The organism is Rhodococcus sp. G-MC3 (assembly GCF_030063335.1).
In the GTDB taxonomy this organism is placed as follows: Bacteria; Actinomycetota; Actinomycetes; order Mycobacteriales; family Mycobacteriaceae; genus Rhodococcoides.
Genome location: NZ_JASISW010000005.1, coordinates 136,979 through 161,998, shown reverse-complemented (window position 1 = coordinate 161,998; position 25,020 = coordinate 136,979). Strand labels below are relative to the sequence as shown.

Annotated in this window: 21 protein-coding genes; 10 read left to right on the top strand and 11 right to left on the bottom strand. The window is 62.8% G+C overall.

The window, feature by feature from the left end; genetic code table 11:
* Position 1: 1 nt before the first annotated feature.
* The 9 genes from mraY to QMK17_RS07005 form a co-directional block, all read right to left on the bottom strand.
* Positions 2 to 1,081: a phospho-N-acetylmuramoyl-pentapeptide-transferase gene (mraY, locus tag QMK17_RS07045; RefSeq protein ID WP_115967537.1), complete on the bottom strand. Its 1,080-nt coding sequence runs from the start codon at positions 1,079 to 1,081 to the stop codon at positions 2 to 4.
* Entirely contained in the window at positions 1,078 to 2,670 is a 1,593-nt protein-coding gene (locus QMK17_RS07040; protein ID WP_283507795.1) for a UDP-N-acetylmuramoyl-tripeptide--D-alanyl-D-alanine ligase, read from the bottom strand. The genes mraY and QMK17_RS07040 overlap by 4 nt, the downstream gene beginning before the upstream one ends.
* Positions 2,667 to 4,274, bottom strand: a complete 1,608-nt coding sequence (locus tag QMK17_RS07035; RefSeq protein ID WP_283507794.1) for a UDP-N-acetylmuramoyl-L-alanyl-D-glutamate--2,6-diaminopimelate ligase — start codon at positions 4,272 to 4,274, stop codon at positions 2,667 to 2,669. The genes QMK17_RS07040 and QMK17_RS07035 overlap by 4 nt, the downstream gene beginning before the upstream one ends.
* Positions 4,275 to 4,488: 214 nt before the next feature.
* The gene (locus QMK17_RS07030) at positions 4,489 to 6,420 is read right to left on the bottom strand and encodes a peptidoglycan D,D-transpeptidase FtsI family protein (RefSeq protein ID WP_283508004.1); all 1,932 of its coding nucleotides are present in this window, start codon (positions 6,418 to 6,420) and stop codon (positions 4,489 to 4,491) included.
* 35 nt (positions 6,421 to 6,455) lie between these two features.
* Complete coding sequence (locus tag QMK17_RS07025; protein ID WP_283507793.1) at positions 6,456 to 7,043, bottom strand: hypothetical protein; 588 nt, start codon at positions 7,041 to 7,043, stop codon at positions 6,456 to 6,458.
* A gap of 206 nt (positions 7,044 to 7,249) precedes the next feature.
* On the bottom strand, positions 7,250 to 8,251 hold the full coding sequence (gene rsmH, locus QMK17_RS07020) for a 16S rRNA (cytosine(1402)-N(4))-methyltransferase RsmH (protein ID WP_283508002.1): 1,002 nt from the start codon (positions 8,249 to 8,251) through the stop codon (positions 7,250 to 7,252).
* Between the two features lie 278 nt (positions 8,252 to 8,529).
* Positions 8,530 to 8,961 carry a division/cell wall cluster transcriptional repressor MraZ gene (gene mraZ, locus QMK17_RS07015; RefSeq protein ID WP_283507792.1) on the bottom strand — a complete coding sequence of 144 codons (432 nt, stop codon included), beginning with the start codon at positions 8,959 to 8,961 and terminating at the stop codon, positions 8,530 to 8,532.
* 460 nt (positions 8,962 to 9,421) lie between these two features.
* Positions 9,422 to 9,847 (bottom strand): DUF3040 domain-containing protein, encoded by a 426-nt coding sequence (locus QMK17_RS07010; protein WP_283507791.1) that lies wholly within the window; start codon positions 9,845 to 9,847, stop codon positions 9,422 to 9,424.
* Positions 9,848 to 10,143: 296 nt separating this feature from the next.
* Positions 10,144 to 10,593: an SAV_6107 family HEPN domain-containing protein gene (locus QMK17_RS07005; RefSeq protein ID WP_283507789.1), complete on the bottom strand. Its 450-nt coding sequence runs from the start codon at positions 10,591 to 10,593 to the stop codon at positions 10,144 to 10,146.
* 189 nt (positions 10,594 to 10,782) lie between these two features.
* Here QMK17_RS07005 and QMK17_RS07000 point away from each other — a divergent pair, with 189 nt between their 5' ends.
* From QMK17_RS07000 to QMK17_RS06980, 5 genes are all read left to right on the top strand, one after another.
* Positions 10,783 to 11,376 (top strand): GNAT family N-acetyltransferase, encoded by a 594-nt coding sequence (locus QMK17_RS07000; RefSeq protein ID WP_283507787.1) that lies wholly within the window; start codon positions 10,783 to 10,785, stop codon positions 11,374 to 11,376.
* A gap of 109 nt (positions 11,377 to 11,485) precedes the next feature.
* A complete protein-coding gene (locus tag QMK17_RS06995) occupies positions 11,486 to 13,099 on the top strand; it encodes a phytoene desaturase family protein (protein ID WP_283507785.1) in 1,614 nt (537 codons plus the stop codon).
* Positions 13,096 to 13,926 carry a carotenoid biosynthesis protein gene (locus QMK17_RS06990; RefSeq protein WP_283507783.1) on the top strand — a complete coding sequence of 277 codons (831 nt, stop codon included), beginning with the start codon at positions 13,096 to 13,098 and terminating at the stop codon, positions 13,924 to 13,926. Before QMK17_RS06995 ends, QMK17_RS06990 begins: the two co-directional genes overlap by 4 nt.
* 35 nt (positions 13,927 to 13,961) lie before the next feature.
* A complete protein-coding gene (locus QMK17_RS06985; protein ID WP_283507782.1) occupies positions 13,962 to 14,687 on the top strand; it encodes an LppM family (lipo)protein in 726 nt (241 codons plus the stop codon).
* The gene (locus tag QMK17_RS06980) at positions 14,684 to 15,841 is read left to right on the top strand and encodes a glycosyltransferase (protein WP_283507781.1); all 1,158 of its coding nucleotides are present in this window, start codon (positions 14,684 to 14,686) and stop codon (positions 15,839 to 15,841) included. The genes QMK17_RS06985 and QMK17_RS06980 overlap by 4 nt, the downstream gene beginning before the upstream one ends.
* Here QMK17_RS06980 and metF read toward each other — a convergent pair.
* A complete protein-coding gene (gene metF / locus QMK17_RS06975; protein WP_442972702.1) occupies positions 15,838 to 16,806 on the bottom strand; it encodes a methylenetetrahydrofolate reductase [NAD(P)H] in 969 nt (322 codons plus the stop codon). The two genes, QMK17_RS06980 and metF, sit on opposite strands and share 4 nt — an antisense overlap.
* Positions 16,807 to 16,964: 158 nt before the next feature.
* Here metF and QMK17_RS06970 point away from each other — a divergent pair, with 158 nt between their 5' ends.
* From QMK17_RS06970 to QMK17_RS06955, 4 genes are all read left to right on the top strand, one after another.
* Positions 16,965 to 18,095 (top strand): polyprenyl synthetase family protein, encoded by a 1,131-nt coding sequence (locus QMK17_RS06970; RefSeq protein ID WP_283507780.1) that lies wholly within the window; start codon positions 16,965 to 16,967, stop codon positions 18,093 to 18,095.
* A 42-nt stretch (positions 18,096 to 18,137) separates the two neighbouring features.
* Positions 18,138 to 19,748 carry a phytoene desaturase family protein gene (crtI, locus tag QMK17_RS06965; RefSeq protein ID WP_283507779.1) on the top strand — a complete coding sequence of 537 codons (1,611 nt, stop codon included), beginning with the start codon at positions 18,138 to 18,140 and terminating at the stop codon, positions 19,746 to 19,748.
* 108 nt (positions 19,749 to 19,856) lie between these two features.
* Positions 19,857 to 21,497, top strand: coding sequence for an alpha-(1->6)-mannopyranosyltransferase A (locus QMK17_RS06960; protein ID WP_283507777.1), 1,641 nt, complete (start codon positions 19,857 to 19,859; stop codon positions 21,495 to 21,497).
* Positions 21,490 to 22,485, top strand: coding sequence for a phytoene/squalene synthase family protein (locus tag QMK17_RS06955; RefSeq protein WP_283507775.1), 996 nt, complete (start codon positions 21,490 to 21,492; stop codon positions 22,483 to 22,485). The genes QMK17_RS06960 and QMK17_RS06955 overlap by 8 nt, the downstream gene beginning before the upstream one ends.
* Here QMK17_RS06955 and QMK17_RS06950 read toward each other — a convergent pair.
* Positions 22,457 to 22,828, bottom strand: a complete 372-nt coding sequence (locus QMK17_RS06950; RefSeq protein WP_283507773.1) for an Rv2175c family DNA-binding protein — start codon at positions 22,826 to 22,828, stop codon at positions 22,457 to 22,459. The two genes, QMK17_RS06955 and QMK17_RS06950, sit on opposite strands and share 29 nt — an antisense overlap.
* Before the next feature lie 147 nt (positions 22,829 to 22,975).
* Here QMK17_RS06950 and pknB point away from each other — a divergent pair, with 147 nt between their 5' ends.
* The gene (gene pknB / locus QMK17_RS06945; protein ID WP_442972701.1) at positions 22,976 to 25,003 is read left to right on the top strand and encodes a Stk1 family PASTA domain-containing Ser/Thr kinase; all 2,028 of its coding nucleotides are present in this window, start codon (positions 22,976 to 22,978) and stop codon (positions 25,001 to 25,003) included.
* The last annotated feature ends 17 nt before the right edge of the window (positions 25,004 to 25,020 follow it).

Here is a 25,020-nt window from a genome sequence, read left to right as displayed (position 1 = left end):
ACTACCCGCCGACTGCAGCGAGGTACTCGCTGTAGAACAACGCCAGTCCAACCGCGGAGGCGATCGCCGCAAGCAACCAGAACCGGATGATCACCGTGGTTTCTGCCCAGCCTGCGAGCTCGAAGTGATGATGGAACGGTGCCATTCGGAACACTCGTCTTCGACTCGACCGGAACACCGCGACCTGGATGACCACCGAGGCAGCTTCGGCGACGAACAGTGCCGCGATGACGACCATGATCAGTTCGGTGCGAGTGACGATGGACAGACCAGCGATCAGACCGCCCAGCGCGAGCGAGCCGGTGTCGCCCATGAAGATCTTCGCCGGTGCGGCGTTCCACCACAGAAATCCGATACACGCGCCCGCCGCCGATGCACAGATGAGAGCAAGGTCGAGAGGATCGCGGACGTCGTAGCAACCGGGACCGGGGTTGGTGGAACATGCCTGGCGGTATTGCCAGAACGTGATCACCGTGTAGGCGCCGAGGACGAGAGTCATGGAGCCTGCCGCGAGCCCGTCGAGGCCGTCCGTCAGATTCACCGCGTTGGACCACGCGGTGACCAGGAAGTAACACCACACCACGAATACGATCGGACCGAGACTCACCGTGGCGATGTCTCTGACGTAGGACAGCTGTTGGCTGGCAGGCGTCAGACCGCCCGCGCCCTTGAACTGCAGCGCCAGTACGCCGAACAAGAGAGCGGCAACCAATTGGCCGACCAGCTTTGCGGTCTTGTTCAGTCCCAGGTTCCGCTGCTTGCGAATCTTGATGAAGTCGTCGAGGAAGCCAACGATACCGAGGACGGTCGTCAGGCCGAGCACCAGCAGTGCCGACGCTGATGGACCGTCGGCGTCATACCCGACACCGATCAGGTGCGAGCCCCAGTACCCGGCCCACAGGCCTGCCAGGATCGCAACGCCGCCCATCGTTGGCGTGCCCCGCTTGGACTGGTGGCTGGCCGGGCCCTCGACGCGAATTTCCTGCCCGAAGCCCTGCTTCGAGAACGTCTTGATCAGCACTGGCGTGAGCAGGATTGCCACAGCGAGCGCGATACCTCCGGCGAAGAGGATCTGTCTCACTGCGTTTCCTCCGGTGTCATCTTCTTGTCCCCGTCCACTGTCGAAGAACTCCCTGCTTCCACCTGCATGTCGTGTACCGAGCCATCATCCACCGGCGCAGTATCGATCTGCACATCGCCGAGCAACGCTTCGGCCACGGTCCACAGTGCAATCGACTGCGACGCCTTGACCAAAACGATGTCACCGGGCTCCACCTGCTCGCGAAGGATCGCGATCGCAGCGGCGTCATCGTCTACGAGCATCGATTCCTCGCCCCACGACCCCTCCATCACGGCACCCTGATGCATGGCCCTCGTCGGGCGACCCGATTCGACGATGATCAGGCGGCTGACGTCCAATCTGACTGCGAGCCGTCCGATTGCGTCGTGTTCGATGATCGATTCGGGACCGAGTTCGGCCATCTCACCCAGTACAGCCCACGTGCGCCGACGTGGTCCTGCACTGGACCTCGACATCGACACGAGCGCCTTCAACGCGGCACGCATCGAATCGGGATTGGCGTTGTAGGAATCGTTGACCACAGTCACGCCGTCGGCTCTGGTTCTGACGTCCATCCGTCGAACGGATGCCGCCGACGAACCCGCGAGCGCCTCGGCGATCACAGCTAGATCCGCCCCGCATTCGAGAGCTACTGCGGCAGCTGCGAGTGCGTTGCCGATTTGATGTTCGCCGTGCACCGCGAGCGCGACGTCGATCTCACCGACCGGTGTGACCATCGTGAAACGCGGCCTGGCATCGGCATCGAGTACTACTTCCCGCGCTCTGATGTCCGCGTCGGGCGACAACCCGACGGTGACCACCCTCGCGGACGTACGCGATCTCATCGCCAGGACGAGCCTGTCGTCGGCGTTGAGCACCGCCACTCCCCCGTGTTCGGCATCCGGAAGCGCTTCTACCAGTTCACCTTTGGCGATGGCAATCTTCTCGCGTGACCCGAACTCGCCCAGATGCGCAGTACCGACATTCAGCACGACGCCGATGCGCGGTGGCGCCGCGTGCGCGAGGGCCGCGACATGTCCGACACCTCTGGCCGAAAGTTCGAGAACGAGGAACTTCGAGGACTCGTCCGCTCGCAGAGCAGTCCACGGATGTCCCAGTTCGTTGTTGAATGATCCGGGCGGCGCGACGACGGCTCCCAGCGGACGCAACACCGCGGCCAACAGGTCCTTCGTCGATGTCTTGCCCGAGGATCCGGTGACGCCGACGACGGTCAGTCCGGACGAGGCCGTCAGCTCCTCGACCGATGCGCGGGCAAGTTTGCTCAACGCTGCCAGGACGGCGGCACCCGAGCCGTCGGTATCGTGTTCGAGCGCCATGGCCCTGCCGTCGTGAGGTACCGGTTCGACCACGATGGCCGGAACGCCTACCGGGCGTGCGGCGAGAACGACCGCCGCACCCCCCTCGATCGCAGCAGCCGCATGAGTGTGCCCGTCGACACGCGCTCCCGGCAGTGCCAGAAACAGGCTGCCAGGACCGACCTTCCGGGAGTCGAACTCCACCGTGCCGTCGACGATCCGGTCGGGATCGGCCACGTCGTGAAGGACACCCCCGACGATCTCGGCAATCTGCGCGATGGTCATCGCTTTCACGAGATCACCCGCTCGCTCGTGTTCCGGCCGATCTTTCGATCGATGGCGTCGGCGAGGACGACCCTGTCGTCGAACGGGTACTTCACTCCACCGATGTCCTGACCTGTTTCGTGGCCTTTGCCTGCAACGAGCACGACGTCTCCATCTTCTGCCCACTGCACTGCATCGGCGATGGCATGTCCTCTGCCCGCGATATTTCTGACTTCGCCGCGAGCAGCACAGTCGACACCGAGCGCCCCCGCCAGAACCGACTCCCTGATCACCGCTGGATCTTCGGATCGAGGATTGTCATCGGTGATCACCAGAAGGTCGGCTCCTCGTGCGCCTGCCGCGCCCATGAGTGAGCGCTTTCCTTTGTCGCGGTCCCCTCCTGCTCCGAGAACCACTGCAATGCGACCCTCGGTCTGCTCGCGGAGAGTGTCGATGACTGCCTCGACCGCGGCAGGTTTGTGCGCGTAATCGACGACCGCGAGAAATTTTTGTCCACGGGAAATTCGCTGTACCCGTCCCGGAACGTCCACCTCGGCCATGCCGAGAATTGCACGATCCACATCCACCTCGGCCGCAGCGCAGGTTGCGGCGGCGAGGACCGCGTTGGCCACGTTGTAGCGTCCGGGTAGTCGAATCGACGCCGAGTGGCGATCGCCCCGCGGCTCGACCAACGTGAATGTCTGGGTGCCGCCGGGATCCTTTTCCCAGTCCTCCACCGTCCAGTCCGATTCAGACGAGACCGACACCGTGAGAACCTTGGATCCAGCCGACAGTGCGATGTCGGCCATCCGCTTACCCCAGACGTCGTCGACACAGATCACGGCCGACTGCGTCCGCACCCGCGAGTCCGCTGCGAAAAGCCGACTCTTGGCGAGAAAATAGTCCTCGAGGGTGTCGTGGAAATCCAGATGATCTTGCGACAGATTGGTGAACGCCCCCACCGCGAAGACGGTGCCGTCGACTCTCCCCAGGGACAACGCGTGACTCGATACCTCCATCACGACCGTATCGAGGCCTTGTTCGACCATCAGTGCAAACAAGGCGTGCAACTGCGGCGCCTCGGGCGTAGTCAGTGCACTGGGTATTCGGGATCCGGCAATCTTGGTCTCGATCGTTCCGATCAATCCGGTGCGGCGTCCAGCGGCAGTCAATGCTGCCTCGAGCAGATAGGAGGTCGTCGTCTTACCGGAAGTACCAGTGATGCCGATGACCGTCATCTTTTCCGACGGATTGCCATACACCAGGGCGGACACTAGACCGAGCACGTTCCGTGGCCGATCGTGAACGACGACGGGAACCGGAAGCAGATCGAACTGGCGTCGAATTTCGTCCAGTCCGGTGGGATCGGTGAGTATCGCGGCGGCACCCCGTTGGATCGCCTGGGCCGCGAACGATGCGCCGTGTGCCGACGATCCTGGCAGTGCTGCGAACAGGTCACCGTCCTCGATCGCCTGGGCACGGAGATCGACGCCCGACACGAGTCGCTGCTCGGCGGTGTCGGCGGGCATCAGGGTTGCGTCCGCGGCTTCCGCCAATACCTCGATCGGCGTCTGCGGTGGCGACGAAGGGCGAGACGCTGACGGAGCAGGTTGCTGCTCTGCTGGCACAGACACTGTGCTCCTTTCTGCTCGGCTGCGAAGGCGGTGGGTCGTCACCGCGCGCGGTGTCTGGGGGTGGATCCCGGTCCCCCCGTCCGGAACTTTCCGTTCAGGGTCGACGTGTCAGGTTACCGGCGTGCGGATCCCGACAAACCCCAGACCCGACAAACCCATCAACTGGGCGAACGCATGTGCGTTACGTAGGAGAGCACTTCGCTCCCACTCTGCGTCAGTCTGCTTGCAGAACCAACTTGGGACCTGGATCCGCCGACAGTGGCACCGAGTCACGTTGCAGCATCCAGTTCGCAATGTTGTGAAAGAGCGGAGCGGCGGACTGTCCGCCCGATCCGTCGGCGCTACGGCTCGGTGCGTCGAGCATGATGCCGATCACATACCGAGGGTCGTCGGCGGGAGCGATACCAGCGAAGGTTATCCAGTAGTTCGAGTTGCTGTAGCACTTGCACTCGGGATCAACCTGCTGTGCGGTGCCCGTTTTGCCACTGATCTGATACCCCGGGATTCCGGCGGCGACACCGGTCCCTCGCTGATTTCCAGTGTCGTCTTGGGTGATCGCCCGGAACATGTTGCGCACCGTCGATGCCGTCTGAGGACTGACGACGTATACACCCTCGGGTTGCTCGGTTTCGGTCTTGTTGCCGTCCGGGTCGATGGTGGACTTGACGATTCGTGGTGGAACCCGCACCCCGTCGTTCGCGATCGCCTGATACATCGCTGTCATCTGCATCAAGGTCATCGAAAGTCCCTGCCCGATAGGCAAGTTGGCGAACGTGCCGCCGGACCATTGGTCACGACTCGGGACGTTACCTGCACTCTCGCCAGGGAGGCCCACGTCGGTGCGTTGCCCGAGGCCGAACCGAGACAGCATGTCCGCGAAACGATCTTCACCGACGCGCTGGGCAAGCATGAGTGTTCCGACGTTCGACGACTTACCGAACACTCCAGTGGTCGTGTAGGGCGCAACACCATGCTCCCAGGCGTCCTTCACCGACACCCCGGACATGAAGATGTTTCCCGGAACCTGAAGAACCTCGTCCGGAGTGGTGAGACCGTATTCGATTGCGGCTGCGGCCGTGATGATCTTGTTCACCGAGCCGGGTTCGAACGGAGTCGAGACGGCCAAATTGCCCATCTCTTTGTCGCGCTCGTTGTTTCCGACGCCGATACCGGGATTGAACGTCTTGTCGTTCGACATCGCGAGAACCTCACCGGTGTGTGCGTCCTGGACGAACGCTGACGCATTCTTCGCGCCGGACAAGTCCTTCGCCAACTGCACCTGTTGCTGGACGTAATACTGGAGATCCGCGTCGATCGTGAGCTCGACGCCTGCTCCGTTGACGGCCGTCTGTTTGTCACGCCAACTGCCGGGGATCACTGCGCCGTCCGATCCTCGGTCGTAGGTTTGCGAACCGTCGGTGCCAGCCAACATCGAATCCAACGAATCTTCCAGTCCGAGCAGCCCGTGCCCGTCCCATCCAGTGGCTCCGACCATGTTGGCAGCCAGCGAGCCCCCGGGGTACTCACGGATGTCCTGGCGTTCGAGACCTACCTCTTCGAAGTCCTCGCTGATCTTGGTGGCGATGGTCGAATCGACACCGCGAACCAGGTAGGTGAACGTGTCACTGCTCTTCAACTTGGCGAGGATGTCCTTCTCTTTCGCGACATCGCCGAGTTCATCGTGAACGCCTGCGGCAATGGCGGCAAGTCGGTCGTCCGTAGCCGGTTTCGTCGGATCCTTCGCACGAGCGTCGTCGAGTTCTTGGCGAACCCGGACAGGTTGAAACGTCAGAGCTTTCGCTTCCATCGTGAATGCGATCGGCTTGCCGTTCCGATCCAGAATCGAGCCTCGCGAGGCCGGATCGACGAGCGTGGTGGTTCGCTGGGACGCGGCCTCGGCAGACAGTTGATGACCGTTGACTCCCATGATCCACAACAGCTGTAGCGCAACGACAGCGAGAATCCCGAACATCACGACGCGGCCGAAACCACTTCGAAATTTGAAGGACGAGGCGTCGAATCTGCTCGACTGCCGGGGTGATGGACGCCTCGGCGCCGAATCCGTTCTACGCGAATCCGGAGTACGCGCCGATGGCCGACGCGGTGCGGGATCTCGCGAATACCCTCCAGAACTGTTTCGCGGCAATGGCTTACGGCGTGAAGCTCCGGGGGTCGGCCTTGTCACTGCCGACTACCCGAAGGGCTTGCCGACGGGGTACTCATGGGAACCAATTGTTCACCGAGGGCTTCAGTTCGTGCGTTATTCGATGAGTTCGGCGTGGCGGATGTGACGGGTGGGGTCGAGTTGGTCGGTGGGATGTTACCGGCTGACTGCACCGTGCTCGCCGAACTGCTTCGATTCGAACTATTCTGCGCCGCCGTCCGAGTCCCGTTCTGTACCTGAGAAGGATTGCGAGACTCCGAATCCAAGGACTGCGACGTTCCACTCGTTGCAGGCGGATCGAGCGGCGCTACTGGAGCTCCCTGCGCAGGAGCAGGTGTCCCGAACACCTGGGAAGACCCATCGGGTGCGACTAGTAGGCGTGCAGCGTTGGCAGCCGGAATCATGCCCTGATCGGCTGCCTTGCGCGCAAGTTCGGGAGCGGAATCCGCCAACTCGACATCACGCTGCAGCGAAGCCGATTCCTGTACCAAGCGCTCGTTGACGGCCTTTGCGTCGCTGAGTACGTAGGAATCGCCTGCCGAACGGGTGGTGAGCAGCAATGTGAGCCCGAGCCCCAGCGACAACAGTCCGATGATCAAAGCCACGAACGGAATCCTCGCCGTGATTGACGTGCCGGACATCGCGATCCGAGCGGCCGAATGGCTCCCTGCCACCCCGTCGACGCCGCGCGACGTAGCCCTGTGCTGCCGACGTTCGTACGCTCTGAGCGCTGCACCCGACCGACCCGAAGCCGCATCCGATGCGGTGGACCGAGACCGACGTCTCGTATGCGGCGAACCCACGGTTATGGTCATGCCGATCTCCTCGCAATCCGTTCGGCCGCCCGCAGACGCACGGGTGCCGAACGCGGGTTCTCTTCTATTTCCTGTTCGGACGCGCGCTCGGCGCCCCTCGTCAACAGTCGAAATTCCGGACCCATACCGGGAAGTTCGACGGGGAGTCCCTCCGGGCTGCGCGATTTGACCCTCGGGGCCAATTCCTTCTTCACCACACGATCCTCGAGAGACTGGTAGGACATGAAGACGATGCGGCCGCCTATTGCCAAAGATTCGAGTCCGGCGGGGACGGCCTTCTCCAGCGATTGCAGTTCTTCGTTCACCTCGACCCGCAGGGCCTGGAAGGTCCTCTTGGCTGGGTGCCCCCCGGTTCGCCTGGTCGCGGCGGGAATGGAGGCGTACAACAATTCCACCAGCCGCGCACTCGTGGTGAACGGTTCCACCTCACGCTGTCGCAGTACCGCCGACGCGATCCGGCCCGCAAACCGCTCCTCGCCGTAGGTACTGAGCACTCGGGCTATGTCACCGTGCGAGTAGGTATTGAGCACGTCCGCTGCGGTGATGCCGACAGTCGGATCCATCCTCATGTCCAGCGGCGCATCGATCGAGTACGCAAATCCCCGATCAGCCTCGTCGAGCTGCATGGACGACACACCCAGGTCGAACAGAATGGCGTGGATCGAACCGATCTCAGGTAAACCGGCCTCTTCCAGCGCCGTATCGATTCCGTCGTACGTGGTGTGAACCAACGTCGTCCGGGCGGCGAATTCTGCCAGTCGGATCCCTGCTCGCCTCAGCGCGTCGGGGTCCCTGTCGAGGCCGATGAGCCGCAGCGTGGGGTAGGTGCGGAGGAAATGCTCCGAGTGGCCACCGAGGCCGAGTGTCGCATCGATCATGACCGGCGTTTCACCGCGGGCGTTAGCCGAATCGATCGCTGGGCCGAGTAGTTCGTCGGCTCGGGCCAGTCGCACCGGAACATGTTTGGGTTCGGAAGAAGTCACACTTTCCGGATTCACTCTGTTCGAAGAACCCGATGACGCCGATTCGTCCGGGACGGGCGATGTCGCTTCGCCTTCCACAATCTTTCCTCCCGGTCGTGCCTCTGCGCTCGCTGGTCGATCGGCGCACTTGGAGCGATGGTGATAACTGAATGCTTCGAGGTCCCTGTCCGATAGGGAACCTGGCGTTGGGGAAGAACGTCAGGGTCCTGATCTGCGAAACCTGGCGTTGGGGAAGAACGTCAGGGTTCTGATCGGGCAGAGGCCTCGCGGCACTCAGCGGTGATCGAAGGCGGCTACAGGATCCCTTCCAGTGACTCGTCGATTGCATCGGAGAAACTTTGCTCGCTCTCGGCCGAGTAACGAGCCCACGCATTTTCGTTCCAGATTTCGATGAACTCGATCGATCCGTTCACCACGACGTTCCGATCCAGATTCGCGTAGCTCCGGTGAGCCGAACTCAGAACAATTCGGCCTTGACCGTCGAGCTTCTGCTCGTCGGTACCTGCACCGAGCTGCCTGATGTAGGAGCGCGCGACTGGGTTCGAACGTGACGCCTCGGTCAGCTTCCTGACCTTGTCCGCAAATGCCTCGCGGGTGTAGATGGCGAGGCTGTGATCCTGCCCTTTGCTCACCATCACTCCATCCTCGAGCGCTTCGCGAAACTTGGCCGGCAACGTCAACCGGCCTTTGTCGTCGAGCTTGGGCGTGTAGGTACCGAGGAACACTCGACACCTCCCCACTCGCTCTCCGCTGCCACCACTTTACCCCACTTTCACCCACTTTCAATCCACAGAGGGCACATTTGTTGATGATTTGTCATAAATCAGCTGGTGAACGATGTGGTGGAAAGTGGAGGAAGTTTTTACGCAACTACTCGATCAAGTGAGCTCAGTAGGCCAAAGCACCGCGGCTCCGGACGAAACCCCAGTTGGTGAGCACTCACATCGATGACTGCCACACTCAGGCCCGATTCGTGGGTGAAAGTGGGGATTCAGCGATTGGGGGTGGCCTACTCCGAATCGACCGCCGCTACAAGGCTTGAAGACGCGCAGACATGACAAAACGCGAGGAGCGTTGGCGACCGGTAGGTCGCCAACGCTCCTCGCGTTTGTATGTTCCGTATGAAGTTCTTACTTGTCGGGCTGACTCGACACGACCACTATGCCGTGCGACTACACCCCTCGATCACTCTTGTTCGAACCGCCGTCGAAACCGATCCTCCATACGGGATGTGAACCCGCCGGCCTTGCGGCCGGGCTTCGGCTTCTGACCTGAATTTTCCGATCCGGTGTCAGCGCTGCCAGCCGCACCCTCGGACGTCGTAGCGCCCTTTCGGGTTCCGCCGAGCAGAAACAGAACACCTGCACCGAACATCAAAACAAAGCCGATAAGGCTGATCACCGGGAAGCCAGCCGGTTTGAATGGCAACGCCAAACCGGCAACTAGAAGAACCAGCCCCAGCACGAACAGTGCGACCGCTTGAAAACGGCGCTTGCTCGATGCCGTACGCATACGTCCGCTTCTGACGTGAGAAGCGAATTTGGGATCCTCGGCGTAGAGAGCGCTCTCGATCTGATCGAGCATGCGCTGCTCGTGCTCGGAGAGTGGCACGGTACCTCCCCCTGCACAGATATTGAAGGTCATTTCGGGTGGCGAAACGACGGGAAGCTGACCTTGGCGGCTACCTACTCCCGATAATACGAGCAGAATCGCCCGCTTACCACCTACTCGGTCGATGTGTTCCTGAGAATTCCAAACTTTCCCAGCGCAGCGGTCCGAACCGGACACCGAAGTCGGTCACCGAGGGACCGTGTCGCGAGGCGTCTCGGCCGCTCATGCGGGGTACCACGGTCATGAACTGCGACTTTTCGGCTGGCCTCCGGCCGCTCCACCACAAGGAAATGAACTCACGCAGAAATGGAACGTGACGAAATACCCACGCGATCGAGTCGTGATTCCACCCCGATGAAATCCTCGACGACATGAAGGAACCGACCGACTTGACGGTAGAACTCGTCTGCCGAACTGTCGTCGATCGATCTGGACACCCCAGCTTGCAACGCAGCCCGAGTGGCGGAAAATGCCGAAAAGTACTCGGACCACAACCCGAGTTCAGGGGCCGCCTTGTCCATGAGAACCCAGGCGCTCCTCGATCGAGCACGGGAAGTGGATTTGGGCGCCGCTTCGAGGACTGCCGCGGCCCCGCGCAACGCCGCGATGTAGCAATCCAGAAACTGATCGACGGAATTTCCTGCGCCGATCGCACCGGAGAGAAGAGCATCCGCCCGGCCGAGAAGAATCCTGGCGCGCGGCGATACCGGCGGACGTACATCGGCACGGAGAACTTTTGTGGCCATACTCGAACACCTCCCGTTCGATTCGCCGTTCGTGACCGTAGTTCCGACACGCCCGGACCTTGACGAAGCTCTAGGGTCGGAACCCGGCGAGCCTCGCTTCCCTCGAGGACTTCGCCGGATCACCGACATCGAACACCCGTTCGACATATTCAATATAGCTGTGCACACCGACATGTAGTCAAGGAAAGGTTGAGAACAGTCGTCAACGATGCGGAACCGACCCCCTACCTGGTCGATCTGTCCGCCCACGAGATTCGACGACGCCTACCGGAGGCGTTGTCGATATATGTCGAAGCGATGGGGTACCCACAGGGAACCGAGTACCACCGGGCACCGATGTGGTCCGAGCACGTTCTGCGGCCGGGATGGCGCGGTGTAGGCGCGGTGCTGCCCACCCCGGAAGCTCCGCTCGTCGCTGTCGCCTACGGGTATCGCGGCGCCCGTCACCAGTGGTGGCACCAGCAGGTACGGGAGGGGTTGCGTCGATCGGGCAGCAGCACCGAGTACATCGATGCGATTCTCGACGATTATTTCGAGCTCACCGAACTGCATGTGTCGCCGAGCGCTCAGGGCCACGGCCTGGGCAGCGCATTGACACGAAGACTGCTCGAAGGGCGAGAAGAACGGAACGTTCTGCTGTCCACGCCAGAGGTGGCAGAAGAAGGCAATCGAGCGTGGCGTCTGTATCGACGGCTCGGGTTCGAGGATGTGCTGCGCAACTTCACGTTCGCGGGGGATCGCCGGCCGTTCGCCGTACTGGGTCACGCGCTCCCGTTCGAATAACTCGCCGTCGACAGCAGCCTCGCTCGTGACCTATAGCCTTGGAGTGCAGCCTGCGGAATGACCAAAAGCCTGCAGTGCAGCCTGCGAAATGACCGGAGGGAGGCGTGAGGTGATCGATGCTGTGGTGGTTGGCTCCGGCCACAATGCTCTGACCTCGGCCTGCTACCTGTCCGACGCAGGCCTCTCGGTCGAAGTCCTCGAGAAGGACTTCATTGCCGGGGGCGGTGTCTCCTCGGTCGAACGTTTTCCAGGGCACCACGTGGATCGAGGATCGTCGGCGCACATCATGGTCAGGCACACGGGCGTAATCGAAGAGTTGGGTCTCGCCGACCATGGCTTGCGCTACGCCGAATGCGATCCATGGGCCTTTGCTCCCGGCGCACCGGGTACCGACGAACCCGCCCTGGTGTTTCACCGCGATCTGGAGCGTACGTGCGAGTCTATTGCGCGAGCATGTGGATCGGCAGATGCCAGCGCATACCGACGGTTTGTCGACGTGTGGGGACCACGCAGCGCTCGTACTATGCGCGCTTTCTCCTCCGCACCGACCGGGATGTCGTTGCTTCGCTCGTTCTGGGGTCTCGAAGCCCCCGACGGCGGCAGTGCATTGTCGAGAGAATTCATCACCACCGGCGATGCGTTGCTGGACGAGACATTCTCTTCCGAACGCCTGAAAGCTGCCCTTGCTTGGTTCGGTGCTCAGTCCGGACCTCCGATGTCCGAGCCTGGCACGGCTCCCATGGTCGGCTTCGCGGCGTTGATGCACACGCTTCCCCCTGGGAGGGCCATCGGAGGTAGCGGCGCACTCACCGAAGCTCTCGTCTCGCGGCTGCAATCCACCGGCGGTGTCGTCTCTCTCGGCGAGCCGGTCGCCGCATTGGCGCGCCGCGGCGACCACTGGACCACGATGACAGAGTCCGGCCGGACAATCACCAGCCGGATGGTCATCGCGGGATGCCACATTCTCACCACCCTCGACCTTCTGGCTGCAGGAGGATACGACCGGACCCGTATCGAGTCGTGGCGCAGAGGGATCCGGGTCGGGCCAGGAATCGGTATGGCAGTCCGACTGGCCACCACTGCGCTCCCCCGGTACACGAGCGCAGCGTCTCCCACCGATGCGACTTCCGGGCTTCAACTGCTCGTTCGCGACAGAAGCCACCTCCGCCTCGCTCACGGATGCGCCATGGCCGGGGAGCTTCCCGCGAGCCCAGCAGTCCTCGGGATGTCGTTCACCGCGATCGATCCATCGGTGGCACCTCCGGGAGAGCACCAGATATCGCTGTGGTCCCAGTGGCATCCGTATGCCCTGTCCGGAGAACGTCGGTGGCGAGAATCCGACACCGTTCCCAGTCCCGGTGATTTAGCCGAGCTGGAAGCAGATCGCGTCATCGACCAACTCGAATCACACGCACCGGGCTTCCGTGCATCGATACTGCACAGACACGTGCAATCACCGGTCGACATCGAGCGTGAGCTCGGCATGATCGGAGGCAACATCATGCACATAGAGATGTCGCTCGACCAGATGATGATGTGGCGTCCGATCCCTCAGCTCGCCCGGCATCGCGTCCCAGGGGCCGAAGGCCTCTACTTGACCGGCGCATCGACTCACCCGGGAGGGGGCGTCTCCGCAGCAAGCGGACGTAGCGCCGCCAGAATCGCACTGGCCGACGCACAAGCGGGGCCACTCCGCCGCTGGACAGCCAAAAGACGCCGATGAACCGCGTCGTCTGGGCGCTGGTTTCCTGCGCGATCGGTGCTCAGATCGTGTACCCGCTCGTGACCGGATCGGTTCGCGACTCGGTAACGGTTGCGGTGGTCGTGTTGCTCGCGGCTGCGGCCATGACGCATGCCGCGGCATCCCGCGGACCGAGGTGGGCACTGACCCTGTTCCTCGGAACCGCTGGTCTGGGGCTCGTAGCCGAGATGGTCGGCACTGCCACAGGTTTCCCGTTCGGTAGTTACTACTACGCCGTGAATCGGCTGGGGCCGGACATCTTCGGCGTCCCCGCCGTGGTACCACTGGCTTGGACAGCGGGTTTCTATCCCATCTGGTGCGCAGTCACCTTCGTTCTCGAATCCACTGCGATACCCCGATATCGGGCATCAGCGCACCGCATCGTTGTCACTGCTGTCGGCATGGTGGGGTGGGATTTCTACCTGGACAACCAGATGGTCACCGATGCGCAATGGACTTGGACGTCATCCGTCCCCGGTCTACCGGGCGTGCCCTCGATTCCCGTGAGCAACTACCTCGGTTGGTTCCTCGTTGCGCTCGTAATGGCGCTAATCGTCGAAGGAACGAGCAGACGCGTTCGACCGAACGATTCGGCAAGGGCCGATGCTGCTCCCCTCGTCATGTTCATGTGGACGTGGCTCGGTTCCGCTGTGGCACATGCCGTTCTGCTCGACGGCCAGGAACTGCGCTTTTCTGCGGTATACGGTTTTGCTGCGATGGGCGTCGTCGGAGTCCCGCTGGCACGAGCCTTGGTCGCACGGTCTGGCCGTACCTACGCGACACCTCGCAGGCTGCGGACCACACCCTGACGCCACAACCGCGCTCCGTCTGGCACGATATCGCTGTGCAGTCGACATTTCGTGAAGGCAGATCCCGTAACCGTCGCCGAGTTCTGTTCGCGCTCGGATTGGCACTCTTGGTGGCGCCTCTGCTGACCGGATGCTTGCGAGCGCAGGTGTCGATAGGGGTGTCGGCCGATGATCGAGTGTCGGGCCAGATCGTGGCAGCCACTATTCCGACATCCGACGTCGACACCGGCCCCACCCTGACTGCCCCGTCCTCTCTGGCAAACAAAATTCGCATCTCGGAATACAAGCAGGACGGCTATGTCGGGTCGGAGGCCCGTTTCAGCGACCTCTCGTTCGGTGACGTTCAGACCTTGGGCTCGATGTCAGAACAAGCCACCGGTAGTTATCAATTGGCTCTGAAACGCTCAGGTGACACCGTGATACTCGATGGCAAGGCCGACCTGCAGACCGTGCCGGTGCAAGGCACCGACGTTCAGTTCACCATCGCGTTCCCCGCCCGTATCGGTACCACCAACGGAACCCGCGACGGCGACAACATCATCACTTGGAAGTTGCCCGCGGGTGAAGTCACCACCATGAGAGCTGAGGTCAACTACCCGGATCCCAACACGCGCAGCTTCGCAGGATGGGCCGGCATCGTCGGCGGTGTCACTGTCGGAGTGGCCGCAATCATCGGTGCGATGGCATGGGTCGGGCGCAACCCACCGATTCGGCGTCGTGAACGAGCGGTGACGAGCGTCGGCAACGATTCATCTGCGTGAGCGGTCCTTCCGGATTACTCCGTGCCGCGACGGCATCGGGAGCTGCGCTGTCCATGGTGGCAGCGCTGGTGTCGCTGACGAACGCGGTCAGGCTCCCCCGACCTGCACGTCCGCAGTCGGAGCTCACCGATTCGGTGGTGGTGTGCATCCCGGCACGAGACGAAGCCTTTCGCCTACCGGCATTACTGGCCGACCTCAATGCTCAAACGCACTGCCCGAGCCTCCGCGTGGTGGTGCTGGACGACGATTCGTCGGACGACACATTCGAAATAGCTCGACGGGCCACTTCGTCGGACCCAAGATTTCTTGTCGAACGGAACCGCTCCGACCCACCGGAGGGGTGGACCGGTAAAGCTGCTGCATGTCACCGACTGGCCGAGCGGGCATTGGCATACGACGCGGATCTGATCGTGTTCGTGGATGCAGACGTTCGACTTGCCCCAGCGGCACTGGCCTCGGCAGCAACCGCTATGGCATCGATGAATGCGGCGTTGCTCTGCCCTTGGCCCGAGCAGATCGCCGTGGGCGCGGCCGAACAGTTGATTCAGCCCCTTCTCGGATTCTCTTGGATGACAACACTTCCAATCCGCCTTGCGAACCGTTCGACACGGCCGTCGACGGTGGTCTCGTGCGGTCAATTCATGATGTTCGACGCACACGCTTACCGCGAGATCGGCGGTCACGCCTCCGTTGCCGGAAGCCTGACCGAGGACTTGGACATCGCTCGAGCTCTTCGACGCCACGGCCGGCGGACCGTGCTGGTCTCCGGGGCCGGACTGGTTCGCTGCCGCATGTACGACGATTGGCCGTCGCTCCGCGACGGGTACACACGATGGCTGTGGACTGCGTTCGGCGGAGCACCCGGTTCGCTGTCGGTTTCCAGCGCGTTGGCATTGGTCTATGTCCTGCCGCCGGTCGCGGCTGTGTTCTCAACGGGTGTGACCCAGAGGTACGGATGCATCGGCTATGCCGCCGCAGTGACCGCACGAATGTTGTGCGCTCGGACCGAGTCGGGTCGTGGGGTCGGCTCGATTCGCAGCGCGGCCGGCTCGGCCGCGCACCCGATCTCTGTTTTGGTATATCTGGCTCTGACCCTCGAATCGGTTCGCCGCCACCGACGCGGGGTCAGTACTTGGAAGAACAGGCCGATCTAGACCCTCGCGACGGCAAGACCGAGGTTGGTGAGAACTTCCCTGGTAGCGCGTGCGAAATTCAACGTGATGAAGTGCAGCGCCGGCACGCCTTCGGCTATCAGGCGCTCGCCGATCGTCGTCGCCAATTCGATTCCGACTTCGCGGACAGCTGCTCGGTCCTCCTCTGGGCCAGCCCCCGCGGCCTTGGTGAAGCGGTCATCGATGCTGGACGGCATCGCCGATCCGGACAGGGCGAGCGCTCGCCTAACCGTTCGAAGCGAAGTGATCGGCATGATCTCCGGAATGATCGGCTTGTTTCCCTGCTCCTGATCGCAGGCCACAACGCGGTCACGCAATCGGAGGTAGTCGTCGACGTCGAAGAACATCTGGGTGATCGAGTACTCGGCGCCTGCACGAAGCTTGTCCACCAGAACCCGGGTGTCCTGTTCGAGATCGGCGGCCCGGTAGTGACCTTCCGGGAACGATGCGACACCGACGTGGAAATCACCGAGTTCACGGACGAGCTCGACAAGCTCCTGCGCATACTCGACACCCTGAGGGTGCTTCTCCCAGTCGCCCAGCGGATCACCGGGAGGGTCGCCGCGAAGAACGAGGATGTTCGAAATTCCCCTGTCGGCATACGAGCCGACCATCGAGCGGAGTTCGTCGATGCTGTGCGAGACCGCAGTGAGGTGGGCGACCGGAAGGAGGGTCGTCTCCTCGGCGATCTGGCCGGTAACTCGGACCGTACGGTCGCGAGTCGAGCCCCCGGCGCCGTAGGTCATGGACACGAAGGCAGGCTGCATCTGCTCGAATTCACGCACTGCTCGCCACAGTCGGGCCTCCCCTGCCTCGTCCCGCGGCGGTGAAAACTCGACCGAGAACGGAATTTTCGAGGACTCGTCGGTACGCAGTCGATCGACTATCGATGGGGTGCGAGTCACCCACCCGGCACTCGACCGCCCCCTGACGGCATCAGATGTCACTGCGCCATCATAGTTTCGTGCAGCGGCGCGGTCGACGGCAGCCTCGCACGACACAGCAAGCCGCGTGTCGAGCGCTACTGTTGGCATCGCTGCAACAGACACTTCACGCTCGACTGGAGGACCCACTGTCCGGGAAACCGATCCTGTCCGGGAAACCGATGAATATCGACGACGCTGCCACACCGGGTCTGGACCTCGGTACCGCCTTACTCCGAGGCGAGTCGAGCCCGCGAGTTCTCGTCGAAACGGCCCTTCGCGAGTTCTTCTCGACACGCAGCGAGCAAGTAGCTGCCATCGGCGGCGGGTACGAATCCGCTGTGCAGGACCTCGCAGAGTTCGTTCTTCGCGGTGGTAAACGAATCCGACCTGCGTTCGCATGGAGCGCCTGGCTCGGCGCTGGCGGCGACGCGACCGGCGATCGCGCGGTCGCGACGGTGCGAGCGTGTGCATCCCTCGAATTGGTGCAGGCATGTGCACTCATTCACGACGACATCATCGACGCATCAGTCACTCGGCGAGGATTCCCGACCCTGCACGTCGGTTTCGCCTCTCGCCACCGTGCCGCCGGCTGGTCCGGATCCTCCGCGCGGTTCGGCGAGTCCGCTGCGATCCTGCTGGGCGATCTGGCGTTGTGCTGGGCGGACGACATGTTGCGCGAGTCCGGCGTCGATTCCGCGGCAGCGACCAGGGTTTCGCCGGTGTGGGCGGCAATGAGAACCGAAGTGCTGGGAGGACAGCTGCTCGACATCGAAGCCGAAGCAGGTCTCGACGAATCCGTCGACGCAGCGATGCGCGTCAACCGCTACAAGACAGCCGCTTACACGGTGGAACGCCCACTGCACCTCGGCGGCGTCCTCGCGGACGCCTCACCCGAACTGATCTCCGCATACCGTTCGTTCGGCACCGATATCGGACTTGCGTTCCAGCTCCGCGACGACTTGCTCGGCGTTTTCGGAGACCCTGCAGTAACCGGCAAACCGTCGGGGGACGACATCCGTGAGGGCAAGAGAACCGTCCTGATGGCGGTTGGATTGGAATCGGCCGATCGGGGCGATACTGCCGCTGCCGCTGTACTGCGTACGAGTTTGGGCGCTGCGGACCTTTCCGACTACGACATCGCCGACGTTCGGACCATTCTGACCGACCTCGGAGCGGTGGACGACGTTGAGCGCCGTATCTCCGCGCTCACCGAACGTGCGTTGTCGACGCTGCGGACCAGCACCACTGCGCCCGCGGCCGCTCGGCAACTTTGTGACATGGCGATAGCGGCGACACAGCGGTCGTACTGAGGCCGCCCACGTGCAGGACAACGACCACGGAAAGAGACATACGTGCGTTCGATAAGCGGACCGACCCACTCGATAGTCGTCGTCGGTGCAGGCCTGGCAGGTCTCGCTGCGGCACTCCATCTCACCGGAACAGGCAGATCTGTCACCGTTCTCGAACGCGAGAGCACCGTCGGCGGACGCGTCGGTGTGTATCCGGTGTCCGACACCGACGGGCGGCCGTTGTACGACATCGACAATGGCGCAAGTGTCCTCACGATGCCCGGCCTCGTGGAATCTGCGCTGAACGCTGTCGGTGAAAACTTCACGACCACCACACCACCGGTGCATCTCACCGCATTGTCACCCAGCTACCACACCCGCTACGCCGACGGCACCGCCATCGACGTGTACTCGGACCCGGACGCGATGGCGGACGAGGTAGCTCGAACGTGCGGCCCCGACGAGGCCGTCCGCTACCGGGAACTCCGCCGCTGGCTGGCCTCTATTTTCGACACCGAGTTCGACCGGTACATCGACTCGAACTTCGACTCCCCTCTCGATCTCGTCTCCTCGCCCGCCGCTCTTCACGACACCGTCGCATTGCTGAAGCTGGGCGGATTCGGCAGGCTCGGACCGCGCGTCGACAAATTCCTGAAGGACGAGCGATTGCGACGCGTTTTCACCTTCCAGGCCCTGTACGCCGGGATGGCGCCGTCCAAAGCACTCGCGGTCTACGGTGCGATCGCGCACATGGACACCTCGCTCGGCGTCTTCTTCCCGACCGGAGGTATGGCCGCAATCGCTGCCGCGATGTCCGATGCCCTCACTCGCCACGGGGGAACCGTCGTCACCGACGCCGACGTGTCGGACATTCGAGTACGCGATGGTCGCGCAACCGCCGTGATCACCGCCGACGGTCGCCAATACCCCTGCGATGCTGTCGTTTTGACGCCGGATCTCCCGGTAGTCGATGCTTTGCTCGACTCGGCAGGGACGGACAAGCGAGGCCGCGGCAACGGCTACGCGGTGGTGTCGCCATCGGCAGTGGTCTTCCACGGCACCGTTCCCACGCGGATCACCGCTACGTGGCCTGCGCGAGCGCACCACACGATCGATTTCGGTGCCGAATGGGCCGAGACGTTCTCGCGAATCACCGCACGCGGCGGTCGCGGGTCGCTGATGACAGATCCGTCCCTGCTGATCACGAGGCCCTCGGTCACCGACGCAGGATTGCTTGTCGAGCGGAACGGAGAATCGTGCGAACCGGTATCCGTGCTCGCACCGTGTCCGAATCTCCGTAGCGCTCCGCTCGATTGGGCTCGACTTCGCGATCCGTACGTCGCAGAGCTTCGGGGGCAACTGGAACAGCGCGGCTACAACGGCATTTCGTCGATGACGATCGACCACATCGACACACCCCAGACATGGGCGGACCGCGGGATGATCGAGGGCAGTCCCTTCTCCTCGGCCCACGTGTTCCGCCAGACCGGACCTTTCCGACGGAAAAATCTCGTGGCAGGCGTGAGCAACGTCGTCCTCGCGGGATCGGGTACAACCCCGGGAGTCGGTGTGCCGACCGTCCTCGTGTCAGGCAGACTTGCAGCCGAACGGATAGCCGGACGACAAGCCGAGAGCGACGCGGTTCGGAGTCCGGCCACGAACACATTAAACTGACTCCGGTCGTCGAACGAGCGAAGTAGCGTTCGCACCGACGCTGCGTCTGCACGGACACTGCTGGGCACAAGATTCGGCCACGAAACATCGAGAGGAGGGCCATCACCGATGTCCTCGGTCTCGAGTTCGGCCACATCAGGTGTGAGCGGCGCCGAGCCCGCCGCCGAACCAGCCCCTTCGGAGTCGAACGAATCGCATCTTCGGCATCTGTCGCTGTTCCTGCGTAGCCCGGAGGGTCACGCTGCGATCATGGGCGTCATCGGGGCCGCGCTCATCACGTTCGGCGGATTCGGTGCAGGCAGTGTCCGTCGCCGTGATCCCCTGCTCGAGTCGATGTATCTGTCGTGGCTGCGGTTCGGGCACGGTCTGATCCTCTCGAGCATGATCGTGTGGCTCGGTGTCCTGCTGATGATCGTCGCCTGGGTTCGCCTCGGCCGCGCTACTCTCGGCGGACGCACCACGCTCAGGGAGCTTCGCTGGATCGTTCCGGCGTGGACCGCTCCCCTGTTGCTGGCGGTCCCCATGTTCAGCCGCGACGCGTTTTCTTATCTTGCCCAGGGAGCGCTGCTGCGAGACGGATTCGATCCGTATGCCGTCGGACCGGTGGCCAACCCCGGCATTCTGCTCGACAATGTGAGCAACGTGTGGACAACCACCACTGCCCCCTACGGTCCGCTCTTCCTGCTTCTCGGTCAGGCGATCACCAGTATCACCGGCGACAACGTCATCGCTGGAACGATGTTGCTGCGAGTGACAATGCTGCCCGGTCTCGTCCTGATGATGTGGGCCGTTCCCAAACTTGCAGGTCACATGGGCGGAAAACCCGCCATCGCGTTGTGGCTTGCAGTACTCAATCCGCTGGTTCTCATCCACCTGATCGGCGGAGTGCACAACGAACTGTTGATGGTCGGGCTCATGACCGCGGGCATCGTGCTCGTCCTCGAACGCAAACACGTCGGCGGCGTCGCACTCGTCGCCGTCGCAGTAGCCATCAAGGCCACGGCAGGGCTGGCATTACCGTTCATGGTGTGGATCTGGATGATTCACGAACGCGAGGACGCCGTTGCCGGCAACCGAACGCCGCTGTCGCCGGTCAAGTCGTTCGCGAAGACCGCAGGCACAGGGGCAGGCGTGTTCGCCATGGTGTTCGCCATCGCGTCGCTGGCCGCAGGCGTCGGCATCGGATGGCTGACGGCACTGTCGGGATCGGCCAAGATCATCAACTGGCTGTCTCTACCGACGATCATGGCGCACCTGGTGACGGTCAGTACGTCCTGGTTCTTCGATGTGCAGATCGGGCCGGTTCTCGAGGTGACGCGCATGATCTGCGCGATTGCGCTTGCGATAGTCATCATCGCCACGTGGTGGCGGTACCGCCGAACCGAGCGAGACGCGGTCAAAGGCATCGTCATTGCTCTCGTCGCCATCGTCGTCCTCTCGCCTGCGGCGTTGCCGTGGTACTACTCGTGGCCGTTGGCGCTGGCCGCCGGGTTTGCAATGTCGAACAGAACCCTCATGGTCCTCGTCGGACTGTCGACCTGGTTGATGCTCGTCTTCCGACCGGACGGCTCGATCGGCCTCTATACGGTCGCGCACGTGGCACTCGCGACCTTCGCGGCCGTCGTAGCAGCGTTGTCACTCACCCGCGTCGACCCACTTCATGTCAGGGGAAGCCGCAGAGCCACACCCGGCGCCACGGTCGAGAAGCACAGCCTCGCGGCGCCGAGGGGACATTCCGAGAATGAGTGAACTCGACGGAATCGACCCATCGCTGCACGACGCGTACCGATTGTGCCGGGATCTGAATGCCAGACACGGCAAGACCTACTTTCTGGCCACACGTCTTCTACCCGTGGACACACGTGCTGCAGTGCATGCGCTGTACGGCTTCGCAAGGATGGTGGACGATATCGTCGACGTCGACGTCGACGGGTCGCTGACCGACCACGCACACGACGAACGCGAGCTTGCCCCTGCCGACCGCAGGGCGAGCGCCAAGGTCGGTGCGCTGGAAGATCACGTCCGTGCAGCGCTCGGCGGCGGAACGCTGGGAGAGGGCGAACACGACCAAGTTCTGCGCGCCTTCGTCGACACGGTAGGGCGGTACTCGATCCCGCACGAGTACTTCTACGCGTTCTTTCGCTCGATGAAGATGGATATCCCGGGGACCCCCGAATTCACCTCACGCTACCGAACGATGCCTGAGCTGTCCGAGTACATGTATGGGTCCGCAGCCGTCATCGGGTTGGAAATGTTGCCAATTCTCGGTACGACCGATCCAGCGGCAGAAGCCCCTGCTGCTGCGCTCGGCGAGGCATTTCAGCTCACCAACTTCATTCGGGACATGGGTGAAGACCTGGATCGAGATCGGATCTACCTACCCACCGACGAGTTGGAAGCGTTCGGAGTGGACGAAGACCTTCTTCGGTACTGCCGGGCAACTTCTCGGACCGACCCGCGAGTCGATCGGGCGTTGGCCCACCTCATTGCGCACGCGCGCGCGGTGTACCGAACTGCCGAACCCGGCATCGATATGCTCGATCCACGAGTTCGGCCCGGCATGCGCACGGCACTGCTGCTCTACTCCGGCATTCTGCGCGAGGTGGAAAACGGCGGCTACCGCGTGTTGGCCGTGCGAGCACGCGTCCCTGGGTGGCGACGGTTGTCCGTGGCAGGGCCCAGACTCGTCACCACCGGAGTGGCACGGATCAGAAAGCCATCGACTGCGCGCGTCTGATCACTTCGCGCATGAGATCGCCGTGCATGGCGTCGATCGGGGTTCCGGGAAGAGTGTCGTCCGCCTCGAACAACCAGCGCAGAATTTCGTGATCCTCGTAACCGCCGTCGTGCAGGACAGCGAGCAGACCTGGCAGTCCTTTCACGACCTGCTTGCCCGCGACGTTCAGGAATACCTCTGGTACGCCAGGGACTCGGTTGCGCTTGACTGCAATGATGTCGCGATCACGGAGCATCTGCTCGACCCTCGACTTGGGTACTTCCAGAATTTTGCTCACGTCGGTCAGCTGCAACAGCGAGACGGAGGGGTCCAGGACGTCGTCGGAGTAAGGGATTGTGCTCACTGAAGTAACGTTAACGGGTTGGCACTCGGATACGAAAAGCGCTGGCCGTGTGCCGTCGACCCGAGACCAATGCGATACCTACGCTGGCTACCATCGCCTCGGTAGCGACATCGAGTTCCAGCGATCTGTTTCAGGAGGTAGACGAAGGTGATATCCGGAGGATCCGTGTCGGCGGGTTCGCTGCTGGATCGGCGCTATCGAATCGACGCTCCCATCGCACGAGGGGGTATGTCTACGGTCTATCGCGCGCTCGACACACGGCTGGACCGTCCCGTGGCAGTGAAGATCATGGATCCCAAGTTCGCCGAGGACCCGCAGTTCGTCGCACGTTTCGAATTCGAGGCGAGGGCCGTGGCCAGGCTGAACAACCCTGGTCTCGTTGCCGTTTACGACCACGGACGCGATGGAGAATTCGCATTTCTGGTGATGGAACTCGTCGAAGGCGGGACGCTGCGTGAGCTACTGAGGGAGCGCGGGCCGATGCCGCCACACGCGGCCGCCGCCGTGATCGGGCCGGTACTCGGCGCACTCGGCACCGCTCACCGAGCAGGCTTGGTCCACCGCGACGTCAAACCGGAGAACATTCTCATTTCGGATTCGGGCGATGTGAAGATTGCCGACTTCGGCCTCGTGCGAGCAGTCGCGGCGTCGAATGCGACGTCGAGCAGTGTGATTCTCGGCACCGCCGCATATCTGTCCCCTGAACAGGTCACCGTCGGATCTGCCAACGCAGGAAGCGATGTCTATGGTGTCGGCGTCGTCCTGTTCGAGTTGCTCACCGGCCGCACACCCTTCACCGGGGACACCTCACTCTCGATCGCTTACCAGCGCATCGACAACGACGTGCCGACACCGAGCGATTTCATCGCAGGGGTACCCCGGGAGTTCGACGAGTTGGTCGGCCGGGCCACGGTTCGCGATCCTGCAGGACGCTTTCAGAACGCCGACGAAATGGCCCGCGCGCTCCGAGCCGTGTGCACGGGGCTCGAACTCCCACCGTATCGAGTGCCCGCTCCGCGGCGCTCCGCCGAACATCTCAGTGCCGCAGCGCTCGGTGCGCCGACGTCGTTCGCCGGTCAGCGTCATCAGGAATCGCGTGCGCCGGAGACCGAAGTGGTCTCCGCGCAACCCGGCTCAGGCGTGCAACACACGAGAGTGCAGACAGCGCCGACGCATCGCGCCGACAAGACGGGCGACGACAAGACCGGCGACGAATACACCGGCATGGGCGTGGCACCGCCTCTTGGGGCCGGGCGGAGGCAGTACGACTTCCCGGACTTCGACGCCGACCGTCACCGCTCACGCCGAGCGATCGTGATCTGGCTGACGATAGTGGCCTTGCTTGCAGTTTTCGTCGGCGTCGGCGGTTGGTGGATGGGATCCGGCCGCTACACAACGGTCCCGGCGGTCAACGGTCTCGATCTCACCGGCGCCGAAAGCGCCCTGGACGGCGCAGGGTTGACGGGCGATGTCCTCGGTACGTACTCCGATACCGCGCCGGTCGACGCTCTGATCGGTTCCGATCCTGCGACAGGTTCACGAATCGCCAAGGGCGAAACGGTGTCCTTGCTGGTGTCTCTTGGTCGTCCCAGCGTCCCGGAGATCGCACCGGACGTGGCGATCGGCGACATGCAACAGCACTTGCGCGAGCGCACCTTCGACGCAGCAGACGGAGGTGAGGTCTTCAGCGCAACCGCACCCATCGGGGGCGTCGCCGCACTCGATCCTCCGCCGGGAACCGTTCTCTCGGTCGGTGACACCGTGAAGATTCTGCGCTCGAAGGGCGCTCCCCCGGTAGATGTTCCCGATGTCGCTGGTATGTCGTCCGGCGACGCCGTCGCAGCATTGGCGTCCGTCGGAATCTCGGTGTCCGATACATCGACGTCGTTCGACAATGGCACCGATGGCGGGAATGTGATCGGAACATCTCCCGAGATCGGCACGAGTGTGACGGCTGGAAGCACTGTGCGATTGCAAGTTTCGACCGCGATCACGGTGCCGTCGCTACTCGGTAGATCCGTCGGATCTGCGCGCACGACACTGGAAAAACTCGAGTTGGGAGTGAAGGTCCGTCAGGTGATCGATACCGACGGGTCTCTGGTGGTCACGCAGAACCCCGGCCCGGGAACCAGAGTGGCCCCCGGGTCGTCGGTCACCGTCGTGTCACTGCCCTGACCTGTGCACTGCCCTGA

Bases quoted from the DNA above. Each gene is read 5' to 3' on its own strand.
- QMK17_RS07005 (WP_283507789.1), bottom strand. From the start codon at position 10,593: ATGGCCACAAAAGTTCTCCGTGCCGATGTACGTCCGCCGGTATCGCCG.
- QMK17_RS06990 (WP_283507783.1), top strand. From the start codon at position 13,096: ATGAACCGCGTCGTCTGGGCGCTGGTTTCCTGCGCGATCGGTGCTCAG.
- QMK17_RS06970 (WP_283507780.1), top strand. From the start codon at position 16,965: ATGAATATCGACGACGCTGCCACACCGGGTCTGGACCTCGGTACCGCC.
- QMK17_RS06960 (WP_283507777.1), top strand. From the start codon at position 19,857: ATGTCCTCGGTCTCGAGTTCGGCCACATCAGGTGTGAGCGGCGCCGAG.
- QMK17_RS06955 (WP_283507775.1), top strand. From the start codon at position 21,490: ATGAGTGAACTCGACGGAATCGACCCATCGCTGCACGACGCGTACCGA.